The organism is Pelagerythrobacter rhizovicinus (genome assembly GCF_004135625.1).
GTDB classification, from domain to species: domain Bacteria; phylum Pseudomonadota; class Alphaproteobacteria; order Sphingomonadales; family Sphingomonadaceae; genus Pelagerythrobacter; species Pelagerythrobacter rhizovicinus.
Window position 1 is genome coordinate 677,463 of the sequence record NZ_SDPV01000002.1, and the last position, 20,537, is coordinate 697,999.

Sequence of the window (20,537 nt, forward strand, 5' to 3'; positions counted from 1 at the left end):
GACATGCCCGAGCTTCCCGAAGTCGAAACCACCGTGCGCGGCCTCGCGCGATTTCTCGAAGGCGAGCGGATCGTCCGTGCGCGGGTAAACCGGCCCGACATGCGCCGGCCCTTCCCGCCGGGGCTCGTCCAGATGCTCACCGGCGCGCGAGTCACCGGGCTCGGCCGGCGCGCGAAGTTCGGACTGATTCACACCGACCGCGGGCAGACGCTGGTGTTCCACCTCGGCATGAGCGGACGCTGGCGGATCGATCCGGCGACGGAGGACCGGCACGACCATCTCGTCATCGAAGCCAGGGACCACCGCTTTGCGCTATGCGATCCGCGCCGCTTCGGCTGGGTCGATCTCGTGCCGACCGAGAGCCTCGACGAATGGCCCTCGTTCGTCGGCATGGGGCCGGAGCCGTTGGGCGACGATCTGACGGCGGCCCATCTCCACGCGGCGCTGAAAGGCCGCAGGCAGGCGATCAAACTCCTTCTGCTCGACCAGCGGATCGTCGCCGGGCTCGGCAATATCTACGTCTGCGAGGCGCTGTTCCGCGCGCGGATCGATCCGCGCAAGGCGGGCGGCGGCGTCTCGCGGGTGGCGCTCGGGCGGCTCGTCCCCGCGATCCGCGAAGTGCTCGAACAGTCGATCGCGGACGGCGGCTCGACCTTGCGCGACTATGCGCGGCCCGACGGCGAGCTCGGCTATTTCGCCACCCGCTTCGATGTCTATGGGCGGGAGGGCGCACCCTGCCGGCGTGACGACGGCGGCACGATCCGCCGCATCGCGCAAGGCGGGCGCAGCACCTGGTTCTGCCCGCGCTGCCAGCGATGAGCGCGATGCTTGACGATTCGGGCCTCCGCCGCTAAGGCGCGCGCTTTCCGGCGGACATGCCGCCGTTTTCTGCAGGTTTACGAACGAAATTCCGGCCGTTCGCAAGACGGCCCGAGACAAGGACGAACATGGCCAATACGCCGCAAGCCAAGAAGCGCATCCGTCGCAACGCCCACCGCGCCGAGATCAACGGCGCGCGCATCAGCCGCATCCGCAGCTTCCTGAAGAAGGTCGAAACCGCGATCGCGGGCGGCGACAAGGCGGCCGCTGCCGAAGCGCTCAAGACCGCGCAGCCCGAACTGGCCCGCGGCGTCGCGCGCGGCGTGCTCCACAAGAACACTGCTGCGCGCAAGATGTCGCGCCTCTCGAAGCGAGTCGCCTCGCTCTGATTCGCGGAGCCCTTGCGGGCATCTGCAGCAATCCGACCGACAAACGGGCCGGCGTGACGAGCGTCGGCCCGTTTCGTTTTGCCACTCTTCTCCAGGTGCCGCTTGAGAAAAGCTAGGAAGTTCCGCGATTCGCGCTATGCGAAAGGCGATTTCCGAATTCTAACAAAGACTTGAACGAGCGGCTGCGGGGTTGCGACGAGTCAATATCCATTATTTCAGTTTTTTTGCAGCCCCGCCTCTTGCGACTCAAGCAAAGCGCTTCTTAAAAGGTCTGCGGCACGAGGCGGGACGGCTGGTGCTCCTGGAAATTGAGCGGTCGCGTTCGGTCCGGAATCCACGATTCCGGACAGGACGGAGCTTTGCGTGCCGCTCGTTGGATTCATGAGGATGTCCGGGGGGCAGACCGGGCGCGACGGGAGCGGTTCGAAAATGAAAAGCAGGAACGGCGAAGCACGCGCGGCACTGGGCAAAGGGCAAGAGGAATCGATGGAAGATCTGGAAGCGGTGAACCTGGCTGCGGATTGGGCGGATATCAGCCAGGGCCTGCGAAAGGATCTCGGACACCAGCTCCACAGCCAGTGGATCAAGCCGATCCAGCTCGGCGGGTTCTGCGAGGACACCGGAACGCTTGATCTCTACCTGCCGACCGAGTTCTCGGCGAACTGGGTGCAGGACCGCTTCGCCGACCGGCTCACGCTTGCCTGGAAGATCGCGCGCAGCGAAGTGCGCAACGTGCGCATTTCGGTCCATCCGGGCCGCCGCAAGATGCCCGAGCTGAGCCTCGCCGGCGACGGCCGCCGCCCGGCCAACGATGCCGATTCCTCGATGATCGCGGTCGCCGCCGGCACGATCGGCGAGCAGGGCTTCACCTCCTCGGTCGGTCTCGACCCCTCGCTGACGTTCGCGGCCTTCGTCACCGGCGAATCGAACGTGCTCGCCTGCAATGCGGCGCAGCGCATGGCCGCGACCGAGCAACCGCAGTTCTCGCCGCTCTATCTCAAGGCTGCGACCGGGCAGGGCAAGACGCACCTGCTGCACGCGATCGGTCACGCCTATCTCGCCAGCCATCCGCGGGCGCGGATCTTCTACTGCAGTGCCGAGCGTTTCATGGTCGAGTTCGTCCAGGCGCTGAAGCAGAACCAGATGATCGAATTCAAGGCGCGCCTGCGCAGCTTCGATCTGCTGCTGGTCGACGACATCCAGTTCATCATCGGCAAGGCCAGCGCGCAGGAAGAGCTGCTCTATACGATCGACGCGCTGCTGGCCGAAGGCAAGCGGCTGGTCTTCGCCGCCGACCGCGCGCCGCAGGCGCTGGACGGGGTCGAGCCGCGCCTGCTCTCGCGCCTTTCGATGGGCCTCGTCGCCGACATCCAGGCTGCCGACATCGAGCTGCGCCGCTCGATCCTCGAATCGAAGCTGACCAAGTTCGCGCCGCTTTCGGTGCCCGAGGACGTGATCGATTTCCTCGCGCGCACGATCACACGCAACGTGCGCGAGCTCGTCGGCGGCCTCAACAAGCTGATTGCCTATGCTCAGCTCACCGGCCAGGAAGTCTCGCTCCAGCTCGCCGAGGAGCAGCTGACCGACATCCTCTCGGCCAACCGCCGCCGGATCACGATCGACGAGATCCAGCGCACGGTGTGCCAGTTCTACCGCATCGACCGCGCCGAGATGTCGAGCAAGCGCCGCGCGCGCGCCGTCGTCCGCCCACGGCAGGTGGCGATGTATCTCTCCAAGGTGCTCACCCCGCGTTCTTACCCAGAGATCGGCCGCAAGTTCGGCGGCCGCGACCACTCGACCGTGATCCACGCGGTGCGTCTGATCGAGGACCTGCGCCAGCGCGACGCCGACATGGACGGCGACGTACGCAGCCTGCTGCGGCAGCTCGAGAGCTGATCCTTTCGCCCGGCGAGCCGTGCCGGGCATGTCCTGAAGACCTTTCTCGACAGGCTCTCCACAGCCTGCCAACAGCGTGCCCATGGCCCTGCCCCCAGAACGCATCGACCGCTTCGCGCGCCATATCGTCCTGCCCGAGATCGGCGGCGCGGGGCAGGTCGCCCTGGCGGAAGCGCACGTCGCGCTGGTCGGGCTGGGCGGGATCGGCAGCCCGGTGCTGCAATACCTCGCCGGCGCCGGCATCGGGCGATTCACGCTGATCGACGACGGCCGGGTGGAGCTCTCAAACCTCCAGCGCCAGACGATCTACTCGGAGCGCGACGTCGGGCACGGCAAGGCAGTGTCGGCACGCCGCTGGCTGGCGAACTTCGACAGCGCGATCGCGGTCGAGCTGGTCGACCGGCGCCTGACCCGCGACAATGCCGCCGCCGCGATCGCGGGGGCCGATCTGGTGCTCGACGGGACCGACAACTTCGCCACCCGCCTCGCGGTGTCGGACGCCTGCGTCGTGTCCGGCATTCCCCTCCTCTCCGCCGCCGTCGGTCGCTTTCAGGGCCAGGTCGGCGCCTTTGCGGGGCACGTGCCGGACGAGGCCTGCTACCGCTGCTTCGTCGGTGACGCCTTCGATGCCGACGACTGCGACACCTGCGCCGAGGACGGCATGCTCGGCGCCATGTCCGGCTGGACCGGCACCTTCGCCGCCCTGCACGCGATCCGCACCCTCCTCGCCGGCAAGGCCACCTTCGGCGACCCCCAATGGGGCCGCCTCCACCTGCTCGACGGCCTCAAGGCGGACATGCGCAGCTTCCGCATCGCGAAGGACCCGGCTTGCCGTGGGTGCTCGCCCGACGAGAGTTGATCACGCGGAGACGCGGAGGGACTTTCCAGCCGCGCAGCGGCCATTCTATACCCCGACCGCGCAACGAACCCGCCCGCGGATGATACGATGCGGCTTCGCCGCGGGCAGCATCTTCGCGTCTTTGCGCCTTTGCGTGAAACCCAAAAATCCCGTCATCCCAGCGCACGCTGGGATCGCTGGCCGCCAGGTCGGACTCCGCTGCACCCGATCCCAGCGTTCGCTGGGATGACGAGGGAGGCGAGGTGCGAACATGCCCTCTGCTCTGCTCTGCCCCGCCTCACCTCCTCATCACCTCCCCTCCCCACCAGCCATCTTGACAAAACGAACCATATAGGTTAGGCGAACACTTGCCTGACGGACCTCAACGCCAGGCAACGAGGATCGGGGCAGGCGCCCAGTCGACGGCGCCTTGTCTCTCTTCCGCTGGTAGATCGGCGCTGCCGGTCCTCCAGCGGCGCGGCCGGTGCGGTTGGCGTGCGATGTTCGGGCTCGGGTGTACCCCTCAAGGAGCCGGAAGCCTCGCTCCCTTCCGCCGGAAGCCGGGATATGGATGTTCGCGGTGTCCTGCGCGCTGCCCTTGCGAACCCGGCGATCAGCCCCGGGTCTCCCGGCAGCCGGCACACCGCGCGCTGGCGTGGCGGATCAGCCACGGGGTGCAGGCGGACTTTTGGCGAGTCCCGGCCGTCTGCGCCCGCCGTTCCCGGACCGCAGGGATTGAGCCGGGCCCCACCGCGGCGGCGGCGGGCAAGCGGACGCGTCCGGCGAACCTCACGCCGTCACGTCTTCCGTCGGTCGTTCGCGAACAAACCGCCACCGCCCGACCCGCGCGCACGCCCCCTGGCATGCCGCACCGGCCGCGCGATCCGAGTTCCCAGGCGTCACGCATCCGGGTTCGCCGCCGGAGGGTTTCTGGTGGGCGCATCCCGCCCCCTCACGTCACTCCAGCATCTCGTCCACCCACGCCGGGACCAGTTCGCCCGCGGGGCCGAGCCGCGTCTCGTGGAACCAGGCGGAGCCCTGGCTGCGTTCGAGGTTGAGCTCGAGCGTCTGCACGCCGAGGTCGCGCGCGTCGCGCACGAACCCGGCGGCGGGATAGACCGCGCCCGAGGTGCCGATCGAGACGAACAGGTCCGCCCGCCGCAAGGCTGCGTAGATGCGCTCCATCTCGTAAGGCATCTCGCCGAACCAGACCACGTCGGGCCGCAGCGCCCGCTCGCCGCAGCCCGGGCAGGGCGGACGGTCGATCAGCGGCCGCGTCCAGCGCGAGCGCAGGTCGCAAACCATACACCAGGCGTTGAGGTGCGTGCCGTGCATGTGCAGCACGCGGTGTGCCCCGCCGCGCTCGTGCAGGTCGTCGACGTTCTGCGTGACGATCAGCAGATCCCCCGGCCATTCGCGGTCGAGCCGCCCGAGCGCTTCGTGCGCAGCATTGGGCAGCTTCTCCTGAATCGCCGCACGGCGCATGTCGTAGAAGCGCAGCACGAGGTCGGGATCGCGCGCGAACGCCTCGGGCGTGGCGACGTCCTCCACCCGGTGCTGCTCCCACAGCCCGCCGGCGTCGCGGAAGGTGTCGATGCCGCTTTCGGCGCTCACGCCCGCGCCGGTGAGGATGACGATGTTGCGAATGTCTGCCATGGCCGCCATGAAGCACGGGGTTTCGGGGAAGCGCAATGGCACGCATCGGCATCATCGGCAGCGAAGGACGCATGGGGCAGGCGCTCGTCCGCGCGATTGCCGACGCCGGGCACGAGTACGCCGGCGGGGTCGATCGCGGGGGCGATCCGGCCGCACTGGCCGACCGCAGCGACGTGCTGGTCGACTTCTCCGCCCCCGTGGCGCTCGAAGGAAACGTTCACGCGGCGATCGGCGCGGGCATCCCCATCGTGATCGGCACGACGGGGCTGGAGGACCGCCATCACACCGCGATCGACAATGTCGCCCGCGCCATCGCCGTGCTGCAGACGGGCAATACCTCGCTCGGCGTGACGGTGCTGACGCAGCTCGTGCGTGAAGCGGCGGCGCGGCTCGGGCCCGACTGGGACATCGAGATCGTCGAGATGCACCACCGCCGCAAGGTCGACGCCCCGTCGGGCACCGCGCTGCTGCTCGGCGAAGCGGCGGCGCAGGGGCGCGGGATCGAGCTTGCCGCCCATCGCGAGAGCGCGCGCGACGGCCATACCGGCGAGCGCCAGCACGGCGCGGTCGGCTTTGCCGCCCTGCGCGGCGGCACGGTCGCGGGCGAGCACAGCGTGATCCTGGCCGGCGAGGAGGAGCGCCTGATCCTCTCGCACAGCGCGGAAAACCGGATGATCTTCGCGCGGGGTGCGGTCAGGGCGGCCGAATGGCTGATTGGCCGCGCGCCGGGCCGCTACACGATGGACGACGTGCTCGACCCCGCCGCGCGATGACCAAGGACGAGATATTCGAGTTCTTCCGCCGGCTGGCGGAGGACAACCCCGCGCCCGAGACCGAGCTGGAATACGGCAATGCCTATCAGCTCGTTGTCGCGGTGGCCCTATCGGCGCAGGCGACCGATGTCGGCGTCAACAAGGCGACGCGCAAGCTGTTCGCCGAGGTGGAAACGCCCGAGCAGATGATCACGCTAGGCGAGGATGGGCTCAAGCAGCACATCAAGACCATCGGCCTGTTCAATTCGAAGGCCAAGAACGTCATCGCGCTCTCGCAGATGCTGATCGACGAGTTCGGCGGCGAAGTCCCCGATACGCGGGAGGAGCTCGTCAGGCTCCCCGGCGTCGGCCGCAAGACCGCGAACGTCGTGCTCAACTGCTGGTTCGGGCAGGAGACCTTCGCGGTCGATACCCACATCTTCCGCGTCGGCAACCGCACCGGCCTCGCCAGAGGCAAGACGCCCGAACAGGTCGAGGCCAAGCTGGAGAAGCGCGTCCCGCAGCCCTTCCGCCTGCACGCGCACCACTGGCTGATCCTGCACGGCCGCTACATCTGCAAGGCGCGGCTTCCCGAGTGCTGGCACTGCCCGGTGATCGACTTGTGCCGGTTCAGGCAGAAGGTGCTGGAGAAGCCGAAGGGGCGGTAAACCTGTCGGCCCGTCACCCTGAACTTGGTTCAGGGTCCATTTCTCCACGTGCGCAGTTCGCGCTGAGAGGCACGATGGATGCTGAAACAAGTTCAGCATGACGATTGAGCGCGTCGAAGTTTAAGCCGCCTCGGCCTTCTCCGCCGGCAAGTCGGGCGAAAGCGCCGAGATCGTCTGCGCGGCAACAAGGTCGCCCACGACGTTGAGCGTGGTGCGGCACATGTCGAGGAAGCGGTCGACGCCGAGGATCAGGCCGATGCCGGCCGGATCGACGCCCACGCCCGCCAGGATCAGCGCGATCACCGGTAGCGAGCCGCCAGGCACGCCGGCGGTGCCGATGCCGGCGAGGATGCAGATCAGCATGACGAAGCCTTGATCCATCAGCGACAGCTCGACCCCGAAGAACTGGGCGAGGAACAGCACGGTCACCCCTTCAAACATCGCGGTGCCGTTCTGGTTGGCGGTCGCGCCGATGGTCAGCACAAAACGTGCGATCCGGCGCGGCAGGCCCAGCTCCGCATCGGCAACGCGCAGCGCGGTCGGCAGCGTGGCGTTGGAGCTGGCGGTCGAGAACGCCATGACGCTCGCCTCCCGCGTCTCGCGGAAGAAGGCGATGGGGCTTTTCCTGGCGACGAACTTGAGGATCGCAGGGAAGACGCCGAACATCTGGATGCCGAGCGCCAGCAGCACGACCCCGACGAATGCCGCGAGCTTGAACAGCAGGTCCCATCCGAACTGCGCGGTCAGGTTAAACATGAAACAGAAAATCGCGATCGGCGCGAGCTGGATGACGAAGCCGATGAGCTTCATCGCCACTTCGAACACGCCCTCGATCGCGTCCTTTAGCGTTTCGGTCCGCCGCGTCTGGACCAGCAGCAGGCCGATGCCAAAGAACAGCGCGAAAAACATCACCGCGAGAATGTCGTTGGACGACATCGCGGCGATGACGTTGCTCGGCACGATGGCGATCACCTGATCAACCCCCGCCTGGCTCTCGGCACTTGCCTGAACGATGCTCGACGCGCCCTCCGCGCCCTGCGCCAGCAACTCGGCGGCGGCATCCTGGTCGATCCCCTGTCCAGGCTTGATCAGGTTGACCAACGCGATCGAAATGGCGACCGCGATAGACGACACGATCACCGTGTAGAGCAGGGTCCTGAGACCTACCTTCCCCAGCGACTTGACCTCGCCCATCTCCGCGATCCCGACCACCAGTGCGCTGAACAGCAGCGGGATGACCAGCATGAACAGCAGGCGCAGGAAGATCTGCCCGATCGGATTGGTGACGTAAGTGACGATCGATTCGACCCAGGCCGCGTCGCGCGCGAAGGTATAGGCGAGCAGGCCCGCGATCAGCCCGGCGACGAAGCCGACCAGGATCCGCCACTGCAGCTTGCCATGTCCCGTCGGTGCGGCGCCTGCGGCCATTTCCGCTGCGTCCTGGCTTGCCATCTCTCGCTTCCCCTCCCGTATCGCCTTATCGTTTGTCCAGCGCCGCCAAGGCGATGCGCGCGTAGATGCGGCCTAGCGCATCGAGATCCGCCAGCGCCACCGCCTCGTCGCGCTTGTGCATCGTGGCGTTGCACAGCCCGAACTCGATCACCGGACAGACGGCACGCAGGAACCGTGCATCGGACGTGCCGCCGGTGGTCGAGGCTTCGGGCACGAGGCCGGTCTCCGCCTCGACCGCATCGGCAATCATCTGGGAGAATTCGCCTGGCGGCGTCAGGAACGGCTCGCCCGAAATGATCGGGAGCGTGGTGCCGCCGTGCTTCGCGGCGATCGCGGCAACCTTCTCCGACAGCGACGCACCCGTGTGCCGATCGTTGAAGCGGATCGAAATCCGCGCACTGGCCCGGGCCGGGATCACGTTATGCGCCGGATTGCCGACCTCGAGATCGGTGATCTCCAGGTTCGACGGCTGGAACCACTCGGTCCCCTCGTCGAGCACGAGCGCATCGAGCTCCGAGAGGATCGCGACCAGCTTCGGGATCGGATTGTCGGCGTTGTGCGGATAGGCGACGTGGCCCTGCGTCCCCTCGACCTCCAGCCATATGTTCAACGAGCCACGGCGGCCGATCTTCATCATGTCGCCGAGGCGGTGAACGCTGGTCGGTTCGCCGACGAGGCACAAGTCGGGGCGATGGCCGTGTTCCCGCATGAAATCGATCAGCGCGCGAGTGCCGTAGACGGCCGGACCTTCCTCGTCGCCCGTCACAATGAAGCTGATCGTGCCGGCGTCCGCCGGAATATCCGCCACCGCCGCGACCATCGCCGCGATCGCGCCCTTCATGTCGACCGCGCCGCGCCCGTAGAGCAGCTCTCCGCGCCGCTCGGGCACGAAAGGCGCGCTGGTCCAGCCGTCTCCGGGCGGGACGACGTCGACATGGCCGGCGAACGCGAAATGCCTCGAACCCGTGGGACCCGGGCGGATCGCGAAGAGGTTCTCGACCGGTCCGTCCGGCGCCTCGCCGCACACGAAGCGGTGAACCTGGAAACCGAGCGGCGCCAGCATCCGCTCGAGCACGTCGAACACCGCCCCGGTTGCCGGAGTGACGCTGGGCGCGGCGATCAGCTTTTCGGCAAACAGGCTGGCGTCCATCATCGCGCGGGGATTAGACGAGCAATTCGCCGCTTACCACCCATCGGAGTCGTTCCATGCCCAAGCTCGATCTCGACGCCATCGCGCAGACCAACGCCACCGGTTACCCCGCGCCGTACGACCGCGAGGTCGAGGGCCGCTGGTACCGCCGCCTCGCGCCCGGCGCGGGGCTCACCGAGATGGGCGCAAGCCATGTCGTGCTGAAGCCCGGCGCTTGGTCGTCGCAGCGCCACTGGCATGCGGCGGAGGACGAGCTGCTGGTGATGATTTCGGGAGAGGCCGTGCTGATCGAGGACGAGGGCGAAACGGTGCTGCGCGCGGGCGACGTCGCCGCCTGGCCGAAAGGCGTGCGCAACGGCCATCACCTGCGGAACCGCAGCGGGAGCGACTGCGTGTTCGTCGCGATCAGTGCCGGCGATCGCGCGGCCGACCATGGCGAATATCCGGATATCGACCTGAAGTTCGATGCCGAAGGCTACGCACACAAGGACGGCACGCGTTACCCCGCCAAGCGGACCCCCTAGCGCATCAGCCCGCCGATCAGGTTCCGCACGAAGCGGCCTGCAAGCGGCCCCGCGAGATCGGTCGCGAGCGAGCCGAGGCCCGACGACGCCGCGGTCTTCATCGGATTGGCGCGCGACTTGCGCCCGGTGATCGTGCTCGCCGCGATCGACGCGCCCGAGCCGGTCGCTGCGCCCACCGCGCGCTTCAACGCCTTGCCCCAGATCGAAGTGCTCTTGCGCGGGCGCTTCTCGACTTCGTCGCGCCCCTTCTCCTCGACCTCCTCGGCCGTCGCGGCGGCATCGGCGGCTTTCTGCGCAAGCACTTCCTCCGCACTCTCGCGGTCGACCGCAGTGTCGTACTTGCCCGCCACGGGGCTGACCGACTGGACGATCGCCCGCTCCTTCTCCGTCACCGGACCCAGGCGGCTGCGCGGCGGCTTGATCAGCGTGCGCTGGACGACGGAAGGCGCGCCGTCTTCGAGCAAGGTCGAGACGAGCGCCTCGCCCACCTTGAGCTCGGTGATCGCCGCCTCGACGTCGAGATCCGGGTTGATGCGGAAGGTCTCGGCCGCGGCCCTGATCGCGCGCTGGTCGCGCGGGGTGAAGGCGCGCAGCGCGTGCTGCACCCGGTTGCCGAGCTGGCCGGCGACTTCCTCGGGAATGTCGATCGGGTTCTGGGTCACGAAATAGACGCCCACGCCTTTCGATCGGATCAGCCGCACGACCTGCTCGATCTTGTCCTGCAGGGCCTTGGGCGCATCGTCGAACAGCAGATGCGCCTCGTCGAAGAAGAACACCAGCTTCGGCTTCTCGGGGTCGCCGACTTCGGGCAGCGTCTCGAACAGCTCGGCCAGGAGCCACAGCAGGAACGTGGCGTAGAGCTTGGGGCTGCGCATCAGCCTGTCCGCGGCGAGCACGTTGATCACGCCGCGGCCCTTCTCGTCGAGCGCGAGGAAATCGTCGATCTCCAGCGCGGGCTCGCCGAAGAAGCGGTCCGCCCCCTGGCTTTCGAAGCTGAGCAACTGGCGCTGGATCGCGCCGACGCTCGCGCGGGTGACGTTGCCGTATTTTGCGCTCAGTTCCCTCGCGTTCTCGGCGCACCAGGCGAGCAGCGCCTGCAGGTCGGCAAGGTTGAGCAGCAGCAGCGCGTTCTCGTCCGCATGGCGGAAGGCGATCTGCAGCACCCCTTCCTGCGTCTCGTTCAGGTCGAGCAGGCGGGCGAGCAGCAGCGGCCCCATTTCCGAGATCGTCGTGCGGATCGGGTGCCCCTGTTCGCCGTAGAGATCCCAGAACACGGTCGGATTGCCGGAATAGGCATAGTCTTCCATGCCCAGCTCCTTCGCCCGTTCTTCCAGCTTGCCGGCGTTCTTGAAGGTGGGCGAGCCCGCCATCGCAACGCCCGAGAGGTCGCCCTTCACGTCGGCGACGAACACCGGCACGCCCTCGGCCGACAGGCTTTCGGCGAGACCCTGGAGCGTCACCGTCTTGCCGGTGCCGGTCGCCCCGGCGATCAGCCCGTGCCGGTTGGCCCGCGCGAGGTTGAGAAACTGCTTCTCGCCGTTGCCGGCCAGCCCGAGAAAGATTTCGCCCACTTCGCCTGTTCTCCTGCAGCGACAGACGCAGGGATGCCGCAGCGTTTCGCGCACTGCAAGTTCCCGGCTTGGCGGACGGGGCTCCGCCTCCTAAGGCAAGGCCGATGGGAGAGCGAACACCCTTCGTGCTGCTCGACGATGCGCGCGCCGAGGGCGCGGCCGACGCGCACCTGTACGAGAACCCGGTGGCGCTTTTCGTCGCGCGGCAGGCGGAGGAGGTCGAGGACGTGCTGGCCGCCGCCGAGGCGGCGCGCGCGGAGCGCGGGGGCTGGCTGGCCGGGTTCCTCGCCTACGAAGCGGGGCTGGCGCTCGAACCGCGGCTGCGCGCGCGGGCGCAGGCGCGGACCGGGGCGGCCGGGCCGCTCGTCTGGCTCGGCCTGTTCGAGAGCGAAACGGTAATTCCCGCGGCCGACGTGCCCGCCTGGCTCGCCGCGCGGGCGGAGGGCGAGGCGTCGCTCGGCCCGCTCGACCCGCAGGTCTCGCCCGGCGCCTACGCCGCGGCGTTCGCCCGGCTGCAGGAGGCGATCGGGGCCGGCGACATCTATCAGGCGAACCTGACCTTCCCGCTCGCAGGGTCGTACCGCGGCGACCCGGTGGCGCTCTACGCCGCGCTGCGCCCTGCCGCGCAGGCGGGCTATGGCGGGGTGGTGTTCGACGGCGCGCACTGGCTGCTCAGCCTCTCGCCCGAGCTGTTCGCGTCGCTGAAAGGACGCGAGGCGAAGGCCAAGCCGATGAAGGGCACGCGCCCGCGGTCGGACGATCCGGCGGAGGACCGCGCGCTGGCCGGCGACCTCGCCGCCTCGGCCAAGGACAAGGCCGAAAACCTGATGATCGTCGACCTGATGCGCAACGACCTCTCGCGCGTCGCCGTGCCCGGCAGCGTGCGGGTCGATGCGCCGTTCGCGGTCGAGAGCTATCCGACGGTGCACCAGATGGTCTCCACCGTGCACGCGACGCTGGCCGAAGGAAAAGGCGCGGCGGACCTGGTGCGCGCGATCTTTCCCTGCGGCTCGATCACCGGCGCGCCGAAGATCCGCGCGATGGAGCTGATCGCCGAGGTCGAGCGCGATGCGCGCGGGCCCTATTGCGGTGCGATCGGGCGGATCGGGCCTGCCGAGGATGGAAGCGGGGGGAAAGCGGCCTTCAACGTGGCCATCCGCACGCTGCGGCTGACGCCGGTCGAGAATGGACAGGGGACGGCGGTGCTCGGCGTTGGCTCGGCGATCGTGGCCGACAGCGAACCGCTGGCCGAGTGGCGCGAGGCGCTTCTCAAGGGCGGTTTCGCGCGGCGCAGCTCGCCCGACCACGTCGCGCCGGCGTTCGACCTGATCGAGACGATGCGCTTCACGCCCGAGGAGGGGATCGCGCTGATCGAGGCGCATCTCGAACGGATGAAGGCGAGCGCCGCCGCGCTCGGCTTCGCGTTCGACCGCCACACGGTGCGCAACCGCATCCAGGCGCTGTGCTTCGAGCTGGAGCGCCCCTCGTGCGCGCGCCTGCTCTGCGCGCGCGGCGGCGCGATCGCGGTGGAGGCGCGCGACCTGCCGCCGCCGCTGGACGAGCCGGTGCGCTGCATCGCCCTGCCGCTGCCGGTCGATCCGGGCGACTGGCGCCTGCGGCACAAGACCAGCGACCGCGGCTTCCACGAGGACGCGCTGGCCGCGGCGCGCGAGGCGGGCGCGGCCGAGGCACTGTTCGTCCGCGACGACGGGCTGGTGACCGAGGGCAGCTTCACCAATATCTACGTCGAACGCGACGGCGTGCTGCTGACCCCGCCCGCGCGCCTGGGCCTGCTGCCGGGTGTCGCGCGGCGGACGCTGATCGACGAGGGCCGGGCGCGCGAGGCGGAACTGACGTTGAGCGACCTCGACGGTGGCTTTCTGGTCGGCAACGCCCTGCGTGGACTGATGCGAGCGGAACTGCTCGTCAGCTAGCTCCATTCGCGGTGCTTTCACCAACCCGACGCCATCCGATCGTGCTGAGCTTGTCGGACTCGAAGAGGGCCGTGGCCAACCACCGCCCTTTCTTCTAGCGCCGCGCTGGACAGAAGAACGACCCTTCGACAAGCTCAGGGCGAACGGAGAAAGACGTGAGCGCTTTGCAAATCCTCTACGAAGACGGCGAAGCGCTGGTGATCGACAAGCCGGGCGGCCTGCCGATCGAGCGCCCGCGCAAGGGCGGGCCCTCGCTCGAGGACCATCTCGAGGCGCTGAAGCTCGGCTTCCAGCGCCCGCCCGTGCCGGTGCACCGGATCGACACCGACACCTCCGGCTGCCTGCTGCTCGCCCGCAATCCCAAGACGCTCCGGCGATTCGCGATGGCGTTCGAGGAGCGCGCCGTGGAGAAGCGCTATCTCGGCATTCTCGACGGCGAACCGGCGAAGGACGAGGGCACGATTGCGCTGTCGCTGAGCAAGATCAGCAGCGCGGAGAAAGGCTGGCGGATGATCCCGGCGAAGAAGGGCAAGCCGTCGGTCACGCACTGGCGGGTGGTCGCCCGGCAGGCGGGCCGCGCGCTGCTCGAGTTCCGGCCCGAGACCGGGCGCACGCACCAGATTCGCGTCCACGCCGCCAGCGGGCTCGGGGTGCCGCTGCTCGGCGACCCGGTCTACGGCATGGGCCCCAAGACTACGGGCGCCGCGCCGCGCACGATGCTTCACGCGGCCGCACTCGTCGTGCCGCGCCCGGGCAAGACGCCGGTCGAGGCGACCGCCCCCCTGCCCGCGGATTTCGCGGCGCTAGGGTTCGCCGATGGATGAGGCGCCGCCCTCCCCCGTGGAGCGCGCGCTGGCGCTGGCGGAGGAAAGCTTCATCGCCTCCTCCGGCCCGGGCGGGCAGAACGTCAACAAGGTCGCCACCGCGGTCCAGCTCCGGCTCGACGTGTTCGCCCTGCGCCTGCCCCCGCCGGTCTTCGCGCGGCTGAAGACGCTCGCGGGCAGCCGGATGACGGCGCGGGGCGAGATCGTCCTCACCGCACGCACCCACCGCACGCAGGAGGCGAACCGCGAGGAGGCCCGCCGCCGCCTCGCCGACCTGATCGAGCGGGCGCACGAGCAGCCGAAGAAGCGCGCGAAGAGCCGCGTCAACCGCGTGGGCAAGGTCAAGCGGCTGAAAGCCAAGAAGTCGCGCGGCGAGGTCAAGGCCAACCGGGGCAAGGTCGACTGGTAGCCAGCTTGACTTTCATCCGTGAATCGCCCAATGGGCGCGCCGGACGGCGGTGCGAGCTATGCGCCGCCCTTGTTGTTTTGGGCCGCAACGGCCTTCTTTCGATCTTTAGGAACACGCCATGGCGAAGCCCGCAACCGTCAAGATCAAGCTCGTCTCGACCGCCGACACGGGCTTCTACTACGTGACCAAGAAGAATCCCCGGAACATCACCGAGAAGATGACCTTCCGCAAGTACGATCCCGTCGCGCGCAAGCACGTCGAGTTCAAGGAAGCGAAGATCAAGTAAGCTGAATTTCCGGAACCGGATGAATTCAGCATCGGTTCAATGCTCCGATCCTAACTCACGGAGCATGACCATAGTGCACAAGCTTACCGTCACCCCGCTGCGCCGAATGGCGCAGTTTACCCTGAGCCTGTCGAAGGGCGCGACGATGGCCGGCGCGCTGGCCATTGCCGCGCCTGCGGCTCTCGTCACGGTGCCGGCTCCGGTCGCCGCGGCCGAAGGCGACCTCGACCGCGCGGTTGCCGCCTTGCGCGGCATCTCGACGATGAAGGCCGACTTCACCCAGACCGACCGCAAGGGCCGGACCGTTTCCGGCGAGATGACGCTGAAACGCCCGGGCAAAATCCGCTTCCAGTACGAAGACGGCGTACCGCTGCTGCTCGTGTCGAACGGCAAGTCGTTCACCATGATCGATTACGAGGTGAACCAGGTCGAGCGCTGGCCGATCTCCGATTCGCCGCTGGGCGCGCTGCTCGATCCGAACCGCGACGTGAAGAAGTACGGCAAGCTTATCCCGACCCGCCACCCCGACGTGATCAGCGTCGAAGTGCGCGATCCGAACAAGCCGCAATTCGGGGTGATCACGCTGATCTTCACCCGTGACGCGTCGGCACCCGGCGGGCTTGAGCTGACCAACTGGGTGGCGCTCGATGCGCAGAACAACCGTACCACCGTGCGGCTGCGCAATCACCGCTACGGCATCTCGGTCGCGGACAGCGCGTTCACTTACAAGGATCCGCGCCGATCCACCCGTCGCCCGAGTTGAACGCTTGGGCGTCGGCGCGTGGGGCGCTTGCGACGAGGCGCTGTCGGTCGTTCATTGGCTAGCAAGCCGATCCGTCCTATCTTGAAGTCACAAGGCGGCGCGAGGCGGGTTTCCCCCCTGTTGCCCTGACCTCGCAAGAGAACGTCGCCTTGTACAAGCGTGACGAACGCTAACATGGAACCCTCGTGCCAATGCCCCCGGCACGAGGGTTTTTTGTTTTTGGGCCGCTTGCCGTGATTGCGGCGGCTCCCTATCCCGCCACGATGCTTTCTGTCGCCACCTGGAACATCAATTCCGTCCGCCTGCGTCTTTCCCAGGTCGAGCGCGTGCTGCGCGAACAGTCGCCCGACGTGCTCTGCCTGCAGGAGATCAAGTGCCAGGAAAGCCAGTTCCCGGCCAAGGCGCTGGCGGAGCTGGGCTACGTCCACCAGGCGGTGCACGGGCAGAAGGGATATCACGGCGTCGCCACGGTCAGCCGCATTCCCTTCCGCGAGTTCTCCCGCCACGACTGGCAGGATAATGGCGAGGCGCGCCACGTCGGGGTCGAGCTGCTTGGCCCCGGACAGGGCATGGTGCTGGAGAACGTCTATATCCCCGCCGGCGGCGACGTGCCCGACCGGGCGGTGAACCTCAAGTTCGGCCAGAAGCTCGACTTCCTCGAGCGGATGACCCGCTGGGCCGAGGCGCTCGACCGGCCGACGCTGATCGCCGGCGACTTCAACGTCGCCCCGCTCGAATGCGACGTCTACGATCACAAGGCCCTGCTCAAGGTCGTCAGCCACACGCCGATCGAGGTCGAGACGCTGGGGCGCTTCCGCGACGCGCATGGCTGGGTCGATCTCGGGCGCGAGTTCATCCCCGCGCCGGAGCGCAACTATTCCTGGTGGTCCTATCGCAGCTTCTGGCGGCAGAAGGACCAGGGCCGGCGGCTCGATCACATGTGGGCCAGCCCCGACCTCGCGAAGCAGGCGCGCAGCCACCGCTTCGTGGAGGAAACCCGGCGCTGGGAAAGCCCGAGCGACCACGTGCCGCTGGTGACGGAGTTCGACCTCTGACGGCCTCCGGTCCATCCCCGGCACGCCGGGCGGCGCAGGCGATCGACGCCCTGCGCCACGGCTGGCCGCTGGCGATGGACGGCGGCCCGGTGCTTCTGCCGGTCGAGACGGCGGTGGCGCGGCAGGCGAGCGCCCAGCGCATGCTGATCTCGGCCGCGCGCGCCGAAACGCTCAAGCTCGCCAACCAGCGCGAGGCCGCCGAACCCCATGCGCCGGTGCTGATCCACGGCGCGGAGCCGTTCGATCTCGCCGCGGCGCTGCCGGTGGCCGACCCGGCGCTCGATCTCGCGGCCCCGCTCAAGGGGCCGTTCCGGGCCGAGACGATCGGCTGGTTGGAGCAGGCGGCGGCGGCGCTCGAGCTGGCGCGGATCGCCGGAATCCTGCCCGCCTTCCTCGTCGATCCGGCCGATGCGGGCGAGACGCAGCCGGTCGCCGTATCCGATCTCGCGGCCTGGGCCGATGCCGCCGCGCTCGCTATCGCCACCCGCGCCCGCCTGCCCGTCTCGGCGAGCGAGGACGCCGAGATCGTCGCGTTCCGCAGCGCCGACGACTTGCGCGAGCACGTCGCGCTGGTGATCGGCGAGCAGCGGTCGGACGTGGCACCGCTCGTGCGGCTCCATTCGGAATGCCTGACCGGCGACATCCTCGGCAGCCTCAAGTGCGACTGCGGCCCGCAGCTCGACGCCGCGCTCCACGCAATGGCGGACGAGGCGGCGCGTGGCGGCTGGGGCGTGCTGCTCTACCTGCGGCAGGAAGGGCGCGGGATCGGGCTAGTCAACAAGCTGCGCGCCTATCGCCTGCAGGACCAGGGCTTCGACACCGTCGACGCCAACCGCCGGCTGGGCCTGCCCGACGAAGCGCGCGATTTCCCGGTCGCATCGCGAATGCTCGAACTGCTTGGCGTGGACGAGGTACGGCTGATGACCAACAACCCGGCCAAGGTCGAAGCACTGATGGCGAGCGGCATCGCCGTGGCCGAGCGCGTTCCCCACCAGCTCCCCGCCAACCCGCACAACACGCGCTACCTCTCGACCAAACGCGACCGCTCGGGCCACTTGCTGACATGAGCGTGACGATCCGCCCCGAGCGCGCCGGCGACGAACGCGCGATCCATGAGGTCGTGCACGCGGCCTTCGACGGCCACCCGCACAGCGACGGCAGCGAGCCCGCCATCGTCGACCGCCTGCGCGCCGACGGCGACCTCGCGATTTCGCTGGTCGCGGAGGACGGGGGAGAGATCGTCGGTCACGCGGCATTCTCGCCCGTCACGATCTCGGACGGAAGCGAAGGCTGGTTTGGGCTTGGCCCGGTCGCCGTAGCACCACAACGCCAGCGTGAGGGCATCGGTGCCGCACTGGTCGAGCAAGGACTGGCCCTGCTGTGCGAGCGCGACGCCGCAGGCTGCGTGGTGCTCGGCGATCCAGCCTATTACGGCCGGTTCGGCTTCACGCACGATCCGGCGCTCACCTATCCCGGCCCACCGCCCGAATACTTCCAGCGCCTCGTCATCGACGCCTCCAGCGCGAGCGGCGTCGTGACCTACGCCCACGCATTCGGCTGATCTGCACGCCTCGGCACCGGCCAGACCCGGTTAGGCAGAAAACGACCCATTGCGGGCGTTGCCCACAGATGTAAGCTGGCCTGATGAAACGAAGGCATCGGCTCTATGCTGCGACGCTCTTCGCGCTCGTTGGGTGCACGCCTTCCGCTGACACGGATGATGCCAATGTCAACGAACTGATCGATCTGGTTGTAGCAAGGGAAGCGCCTTTCCATCGGTGTCTTGAGATCAGCGGTCGGACTTCTGTGGTCGAGTATCCACCGGATTATCTGGGCCCCATTACCGGGCTTCACACTGGCACCTTCAGTGACGAAGAATTGACGCTGGCCGCAAAGGCCGTAGCGGTATCTTTGGACGAAGCGATACGATTGGAGACTGCAGGAATCCGAGTCGTCGGCGAGCCCGATACAGTCGAGGGCAGCGGATCATGCGCCCTTCAAGTCGGCTACCCGCTCTTCTCGCAGGAATATGCGTTTGTCGAGTTTTCTACGCCTAGTGGGATTATAGGCGCATACGCTTTCAAACGTTCTCTCGGCGGATGGCGCACCGCCGAGCGCTTCCATTTCGGCTATTGGTAATGCGGCTCCGCAGGCCCGCTCCCCACCCGCTTCCGAACATCTGATCCCAGTTTCATATGAAGCGGAGACTGGCCAACGTTCTGAATTCGTCCCGCACGCCCCGGACCTACCGCAACTGGCTATCCTTGCTGCCGCGGCGGTTGATGCCGGCGGAGCGGACGGCGGCGTCGCGCTCCGACTGGCAGGCGACGCAGGTGCGGACGCCGGGCAGGGCTTGGCGGCGTTTCTCGGGAATTTCCTCGCCGCACAGGTCGCAGAACTCGGCGCTCTCGCCGCGCGGCATGCGGGTGCGCGCCGCCTGCACCGCGTCGCTCACGGTATCGTCGATCTGGTCCTGAACGGCCCCGTCGCGGGTCCAGCCGCCTGCCATGCGAAGTGCTCCTTCGCGCGATCAACCCGCTGATACGCGCGAGAGTTCCGTGTCAGCGCTTCTCGTAGCGCTTGATCCCGGCGCCGAGGTTGTTCTGGCCGATGGCGAGCTTGGCGTCGGCCCAGTCGGCGACGAAAGTCGAACTGCGGCTGAGCGCGGGCACGAAGCGGGCGTCGTTGCCGGCGATCTGCAAGCCGTCGGAACTGTGGCGGATATCTTCGGCGCCGACCGCGATGAAGGCGGAGTAATTCTCCTTGTCGCGGCCCTGGACGAACCAGTTGTTGGTGATCTGTCCGGTCGCCCCTGCCGGCAGGTCGATCATGTAGTTGGTGCCGCGCCCCGCCGAATCGTCGAAGCTCGATGCCGCGATCTCGACCCGCGCCGCGCGCGCCTTGACGTAGTGCCCGCCGGTGCCGCGCTCGAACCGGCTGCGAGTCACGCGCAAGTGGCCGTAATCGCCGATGTAGAGCGAATGCGCGCACCCGCCCGATCCCTCGCAGGTGCCGAGGCCGGAGAAGGTCGACTTGTCGATCACGATGCGGCTCGAAGGATCGTCGGCCGTCAGGATGCCCTGCTGGCTGTCGGCGAACCAGGACTGCGCCACGGTGAGATCGCCCTGCTCCAGCCGGATGCCCGCGCCATTGTAGTCGAGCACGGCCATGCGCCGGAAGACGAGGCCCGAGACTTGCGCACCGCGCCCGCGCAGCACCAGCGCGGCCTTGCCCTCGCAGGTGACCCCGTCGAATACCGCCTTGCCCGGCTCCGCCGCGAGGTAGGAGATGGACCCGCCCTCCTGCACCGCGCACTGACGGTGCGTGCCGCTCGCGATCGCGATGGTGCCCTCGCCATCGCCGATCGCGTCCACCGCCCGCTGGAGCGACGCGTATCGCTCGCCTGTCTCGACGACCGTGAAGGGCGGCGTCTCCGGCTGCGCGAGCAGCGCGGCGGCAGGGATCGCAGCGACGGACAGCACGGCGACGGCGCCGGTGAGCGTCAGCGAAAGGCGGGCGGGCGTTGTGCGGGCGCAAGTATCCATGGCGCG

22 protein-coding genes are annotated in these 20,537 nt (G+C 68.2%); 16 read left to right on the forward strand and 6 right to left on the reverse strand.

Annotated elements, in window-relative coordinates:
• The first annotated feature begins 3 nt into the window (after positions 1-3).
• From mutM to ETX26_RS11110, 4 genes are all read left to right on the forward strand, one after another.
• On the forward strand, positions 4-819 hold the full coding sequence (gene mutM, locus ETX26_RS11095; protein ID WP_129524742.1) for a bifunctional DNA-formamidopyrimidine glycosylase/DNA-(apurinic or apyrimidinic site) lyase: 816 nt from the start codon (positions 4-6) through the stop codon (positions 817-819).
• Positions 820-947: 128 nt separating this feature from the next.
• Positions 948-1,208 (forward strand): 30S ribosomal protein S20, encoded by a 261-nt coding sequence (gene rpsT / locus ETX26_RS11100; RefSeq protein WP_129524743.1) that lies wholly within the window; start codon positions 948-950, stop codon positions 1,206-1,208.
• 429 nt (positions 1,209-1,637) lie between these two features.
• Positions 1,638-3,104 (forward strand): chromosomal replication initiator protein DnaA, encoded by a 1,467-nt coding sequence (gene dnaA / locus ETX26_RS11105; RefSeq protein ID WP_129524744.1) that lies wholly within the window; start codon positions 1,638-1,640, stop codon positions 3,102-3,104.
• 82 nt (positions 3,105-3,186) lie between these two features.
• A complete protein-coding gene (locus ETX26_RS11110) occupies positions 3,187-3,963 on the forward strand; it encodes a HesA/MoeB/ThiF family protein (RefSeq protein ID WP_129524745.1) in 777 nt (258 codons plus the stop codon).
• Positions 3,964-4,899: 936 nt separating this feature from the next.
• On the opposite strand, the gene ETX26_RS11115 is transcribed toward ETX26_RS11110, so the two are convergent.
• The gene (locus ETX26_RS11115) at positions 4,900-5,598 is read right to left on the reverse strand and encodes an NAD-dependent deacylase (RefSeq protein ID WP_129524746.1); all 699 of its coding nucleotides are present in this window, start codon (positions 5,596-5,598) and stop codon (positions 4,900-4,902) included.
• Positions 5,599-5,633: 35 nt separating this feature from the next.
• Here ETX26_RS11115 and dapB point away from each other — a divergent pair, with 35 nt between their 5' ends.
• Together dapB and nth are read left to right on the forward strand one after the other, a co-directional pair.
• On the forward strand, positions 5,634-6,371 hold the full coding sequence (gene dapB, locus ETX26_RS11120) for a 4-hydroxy-tetrahydrodipicolinate reductase (protein ID WP_129524747.1): 738 nt from the start codon (positions 5,634-5,636) through the stop codon (positions 6,369-6,371).
• Positions 6,368-7,018: an endonuclease III gene (gene nth / locus ETX26_RS11125; protein ID WP_129524748.1), complete on the forward strand. Its 651-nt coding sequence runs from the start codon at positions 6,368-6,370 to the stop codon at positions 7,016-7,018. Before dapB ends, nth begins: the two co-directional genes overlap by 4 nt.
• A 120-nt stretch (positions 7,019-7,138) precedes the next feature.
• Here nth and ETX26_RS11130 read toward each other — a convergent pair whose 3' ends face one another.
• Together ETX26_RS11130 and dapE are read right to left on the reverse strand one after the other, a co-directional pair.
• Positions 7,139-8,470 (reverse strand): dicarboxylate/amino acid:cation symporter, encoded by a 1,332-nt coding sequence (locus tag ETX26_RS11130; protein WP_225425746.1) that lies wholly within the window; start codon positions 8,468-8,470, stop codon positions 7,139-7,141.
• Between the two features lie 25 nt (positions 8,471-8,495).
• On the reverse strand, positions 8,496-9,623 hold the full coding sequence (gene dapE, locus ETX26_RS11135) for a succinyl-diaminopimelate desuccinylase (protein ID WP_129524749.1): 1,128 nt from the start codon (positions 9,621-9,623) through the stop codon (positions 8,496-8,498).
• A gap of 53 nt (positions 9,624-9,676) precedes the next feature.
• Here dapE and ETX26_RS11140 point away from each other — a divergent pair, with 53 nt between their 5' ends.
• Positions 9,677-10,144 carry a cupin domain-containing protein gene (locus tag ETX26_RS11140; protein ID WP_129524750.1) on the forward strand — a complete coding sequence of 156 codons (468 nt, stop codon included), beginning with the start codon at positions 9,677-9,679 and terminating at the stop codon, positions 10,142-10,144.
• On the opposite strand, the gene ETX26_RS11145 is transcribed toward ETX26_RS11140, so the two are convergent.
• A complete protein-coding gene (locus ETX26_RS11145; RefSeq protein WP_129524751.1) occupies positions 10,141-11,715 on the reverse strand; it encodes a helicase HerA-like domain-containing protein in 1,575 nt (524 codons plus the stop codon). The two genes, ETX26_RS11140 and ETX26_RS11145, sit on opposite strands and share 4 nt — an antisense overlap.
• Positions 11,716-11,819: 104 nt before the next feature.
• Here ETX26_RS11145 and pabB point away from each other — a divergent pair, with 104 nt between their 5' ends.
• The 9 genes from pabB to ETX26_RS11185 all read left to right on the forward strand — a co-directional run bounded on the left by pabB (position 11,820) and on the right by ETX26_RS11185 (position 19,125).
• The gene (pabB, locus tag ETX26_RS11150; RefSeq protein ID WP_129524752.1) at positions 11,820-13,649 is read left to right on the forward strand and encodes an aminodeoxychorismate synthase component I; all 1,830 of its coding nucleotides are present in this window, start codon (positions 11,820-11,822) and stop codon (positions 13,647-13,649) included.
• 155 nt (positions 13,650-13,804) lie between these two features.
• Positions 13,805-14,473: an RluA family pseudouridine synthase gene (locus ETX26_RS11155; protein WP_129524753.1), complete on the forward strand. Its 669-nt coding sequence runs from the start codon at positions 13,805-13,807 to the stop codon at positions 14,471-14,473.
• On the forward strand, positions 14,466-14,882 hold the full coding sequence (gene arfB, locus ETX26_RS11160; protein WP_129524754.1) for an alternative ribosome rescue aminoacyl-tRNA hydrolase ArfB: 417 nt from the start codon (positions 14,466-14,468) through the stop codon (positions 14,880-14,882). Before ETX26_RS11155 ends, arfB begins: the two co-directional genes overlap by 8 nt.
• A gap of 118 nt (positions 14,883-15,000) precedes the next feature.
• Positions 15,001-15,168: a 50S ribosomal protein L33 gene (gene rpmG / locus ETX26_RS11165; protein ID WP_067682697.1), complete on the forward strand. Its 168-nt coding sequence runs from the start codon at positions 15,001-15,003 to the stop codon at positions 15,166-15,168.
• Between the two features lie 145 nt (positions 15,169-15,313).
• Positions 15,314-15,931 (forward strand): LolA family protein, encoded by a 618-nt coding sequence (locus tag ETX26_RS11170; protein WP_225425804.1) that lies wholly within the window; start codon positions 15,314-15,316, stop codon positions 15,929-15,931.
• Positions 15,932-16,194: 263 nt separating this feature from the next.
• Complete coding sequence (locus ETX26_RS14485; protein ID WP_225425747.1) at positions 16,195-16,986, forward strand: exodeoxyribonuclease III; 792 nt, start codon at positions 16,195-16,197, stop codon at positions 16,984-16,986.
• A 74-nt stretch (positions 16,987-17,060) separates the two neighbouring features.
• On the forward strand, positions 17,061-18,053 hold the full coding sequence (ribA, locus tag ETX26_RS11175; RefSeq protein WP_225425748.1) for a GTP cyclohydrolase II: 993 nt from the start codon (positions 17,061-17,063) through the stop codon (positions 18,051-18,053).
• A complete protein-coding gene (locus ETX26_RS11180; protein ID WP_129524757.1) occupies positions 18,050-18,547 on the forward strand; it encodes a GNAT family N-acetyltransferase in 498 nt (165 codons plus the stop codon). Before ribA ends, ETX26_RS11180 begins: the two co-directional genes overlap by 4 nt.
• Positions 18,548-18,630: 83 nt before the next feature.
• The gene (locus tag ETX26_RS11185; RefSeq protein ID WP_129524758.1) at positions 18,631-19,125 is read left to right on the forward strand and encodes a hypothetical protein; all 495 of its coding nucleotides are present in this window, start codon (positions 18,631-18,633) and stop codon (positions 19,123-19,125) included.
• 106 nt (positions 19,126-19,231) lie between these two features.
• On the opposite strand, the gene ETX26_RS11190 is transcribed toward ETX26_RS11185, so the two are convergent.
• Both ETX26_RS11190 and ETX26_RS11195 read right to left on the reverse strand, forming a co-directional pair.
• Entirely contained in the window at positions 19,232-19,495 is a 264-nt protein-coding gene (locus ETX26_RS11190; RefSeq protein ID WP_129524759.1) for a DksA/TraR family C4-type zinc finger protein, read from the reverse strand.
• Positions 19,496-19,547: 52 nt separating this feature from the next.
• The gene (locus ETX26_RS11195) at positions 19,548-20,531 is read right to left on the reverse strand and encodes a right-handed parallel beta-helix repeat-containing protein (RefSeq protein WP_129524760.1); all 984 of its coding nucleotides are present in this window, start codon (positions 20,529-20,531) and stop codon (positions 19,548-19,550) included.
• Positions 20,532-20,537: the final 6 nt, after the last annotated feature.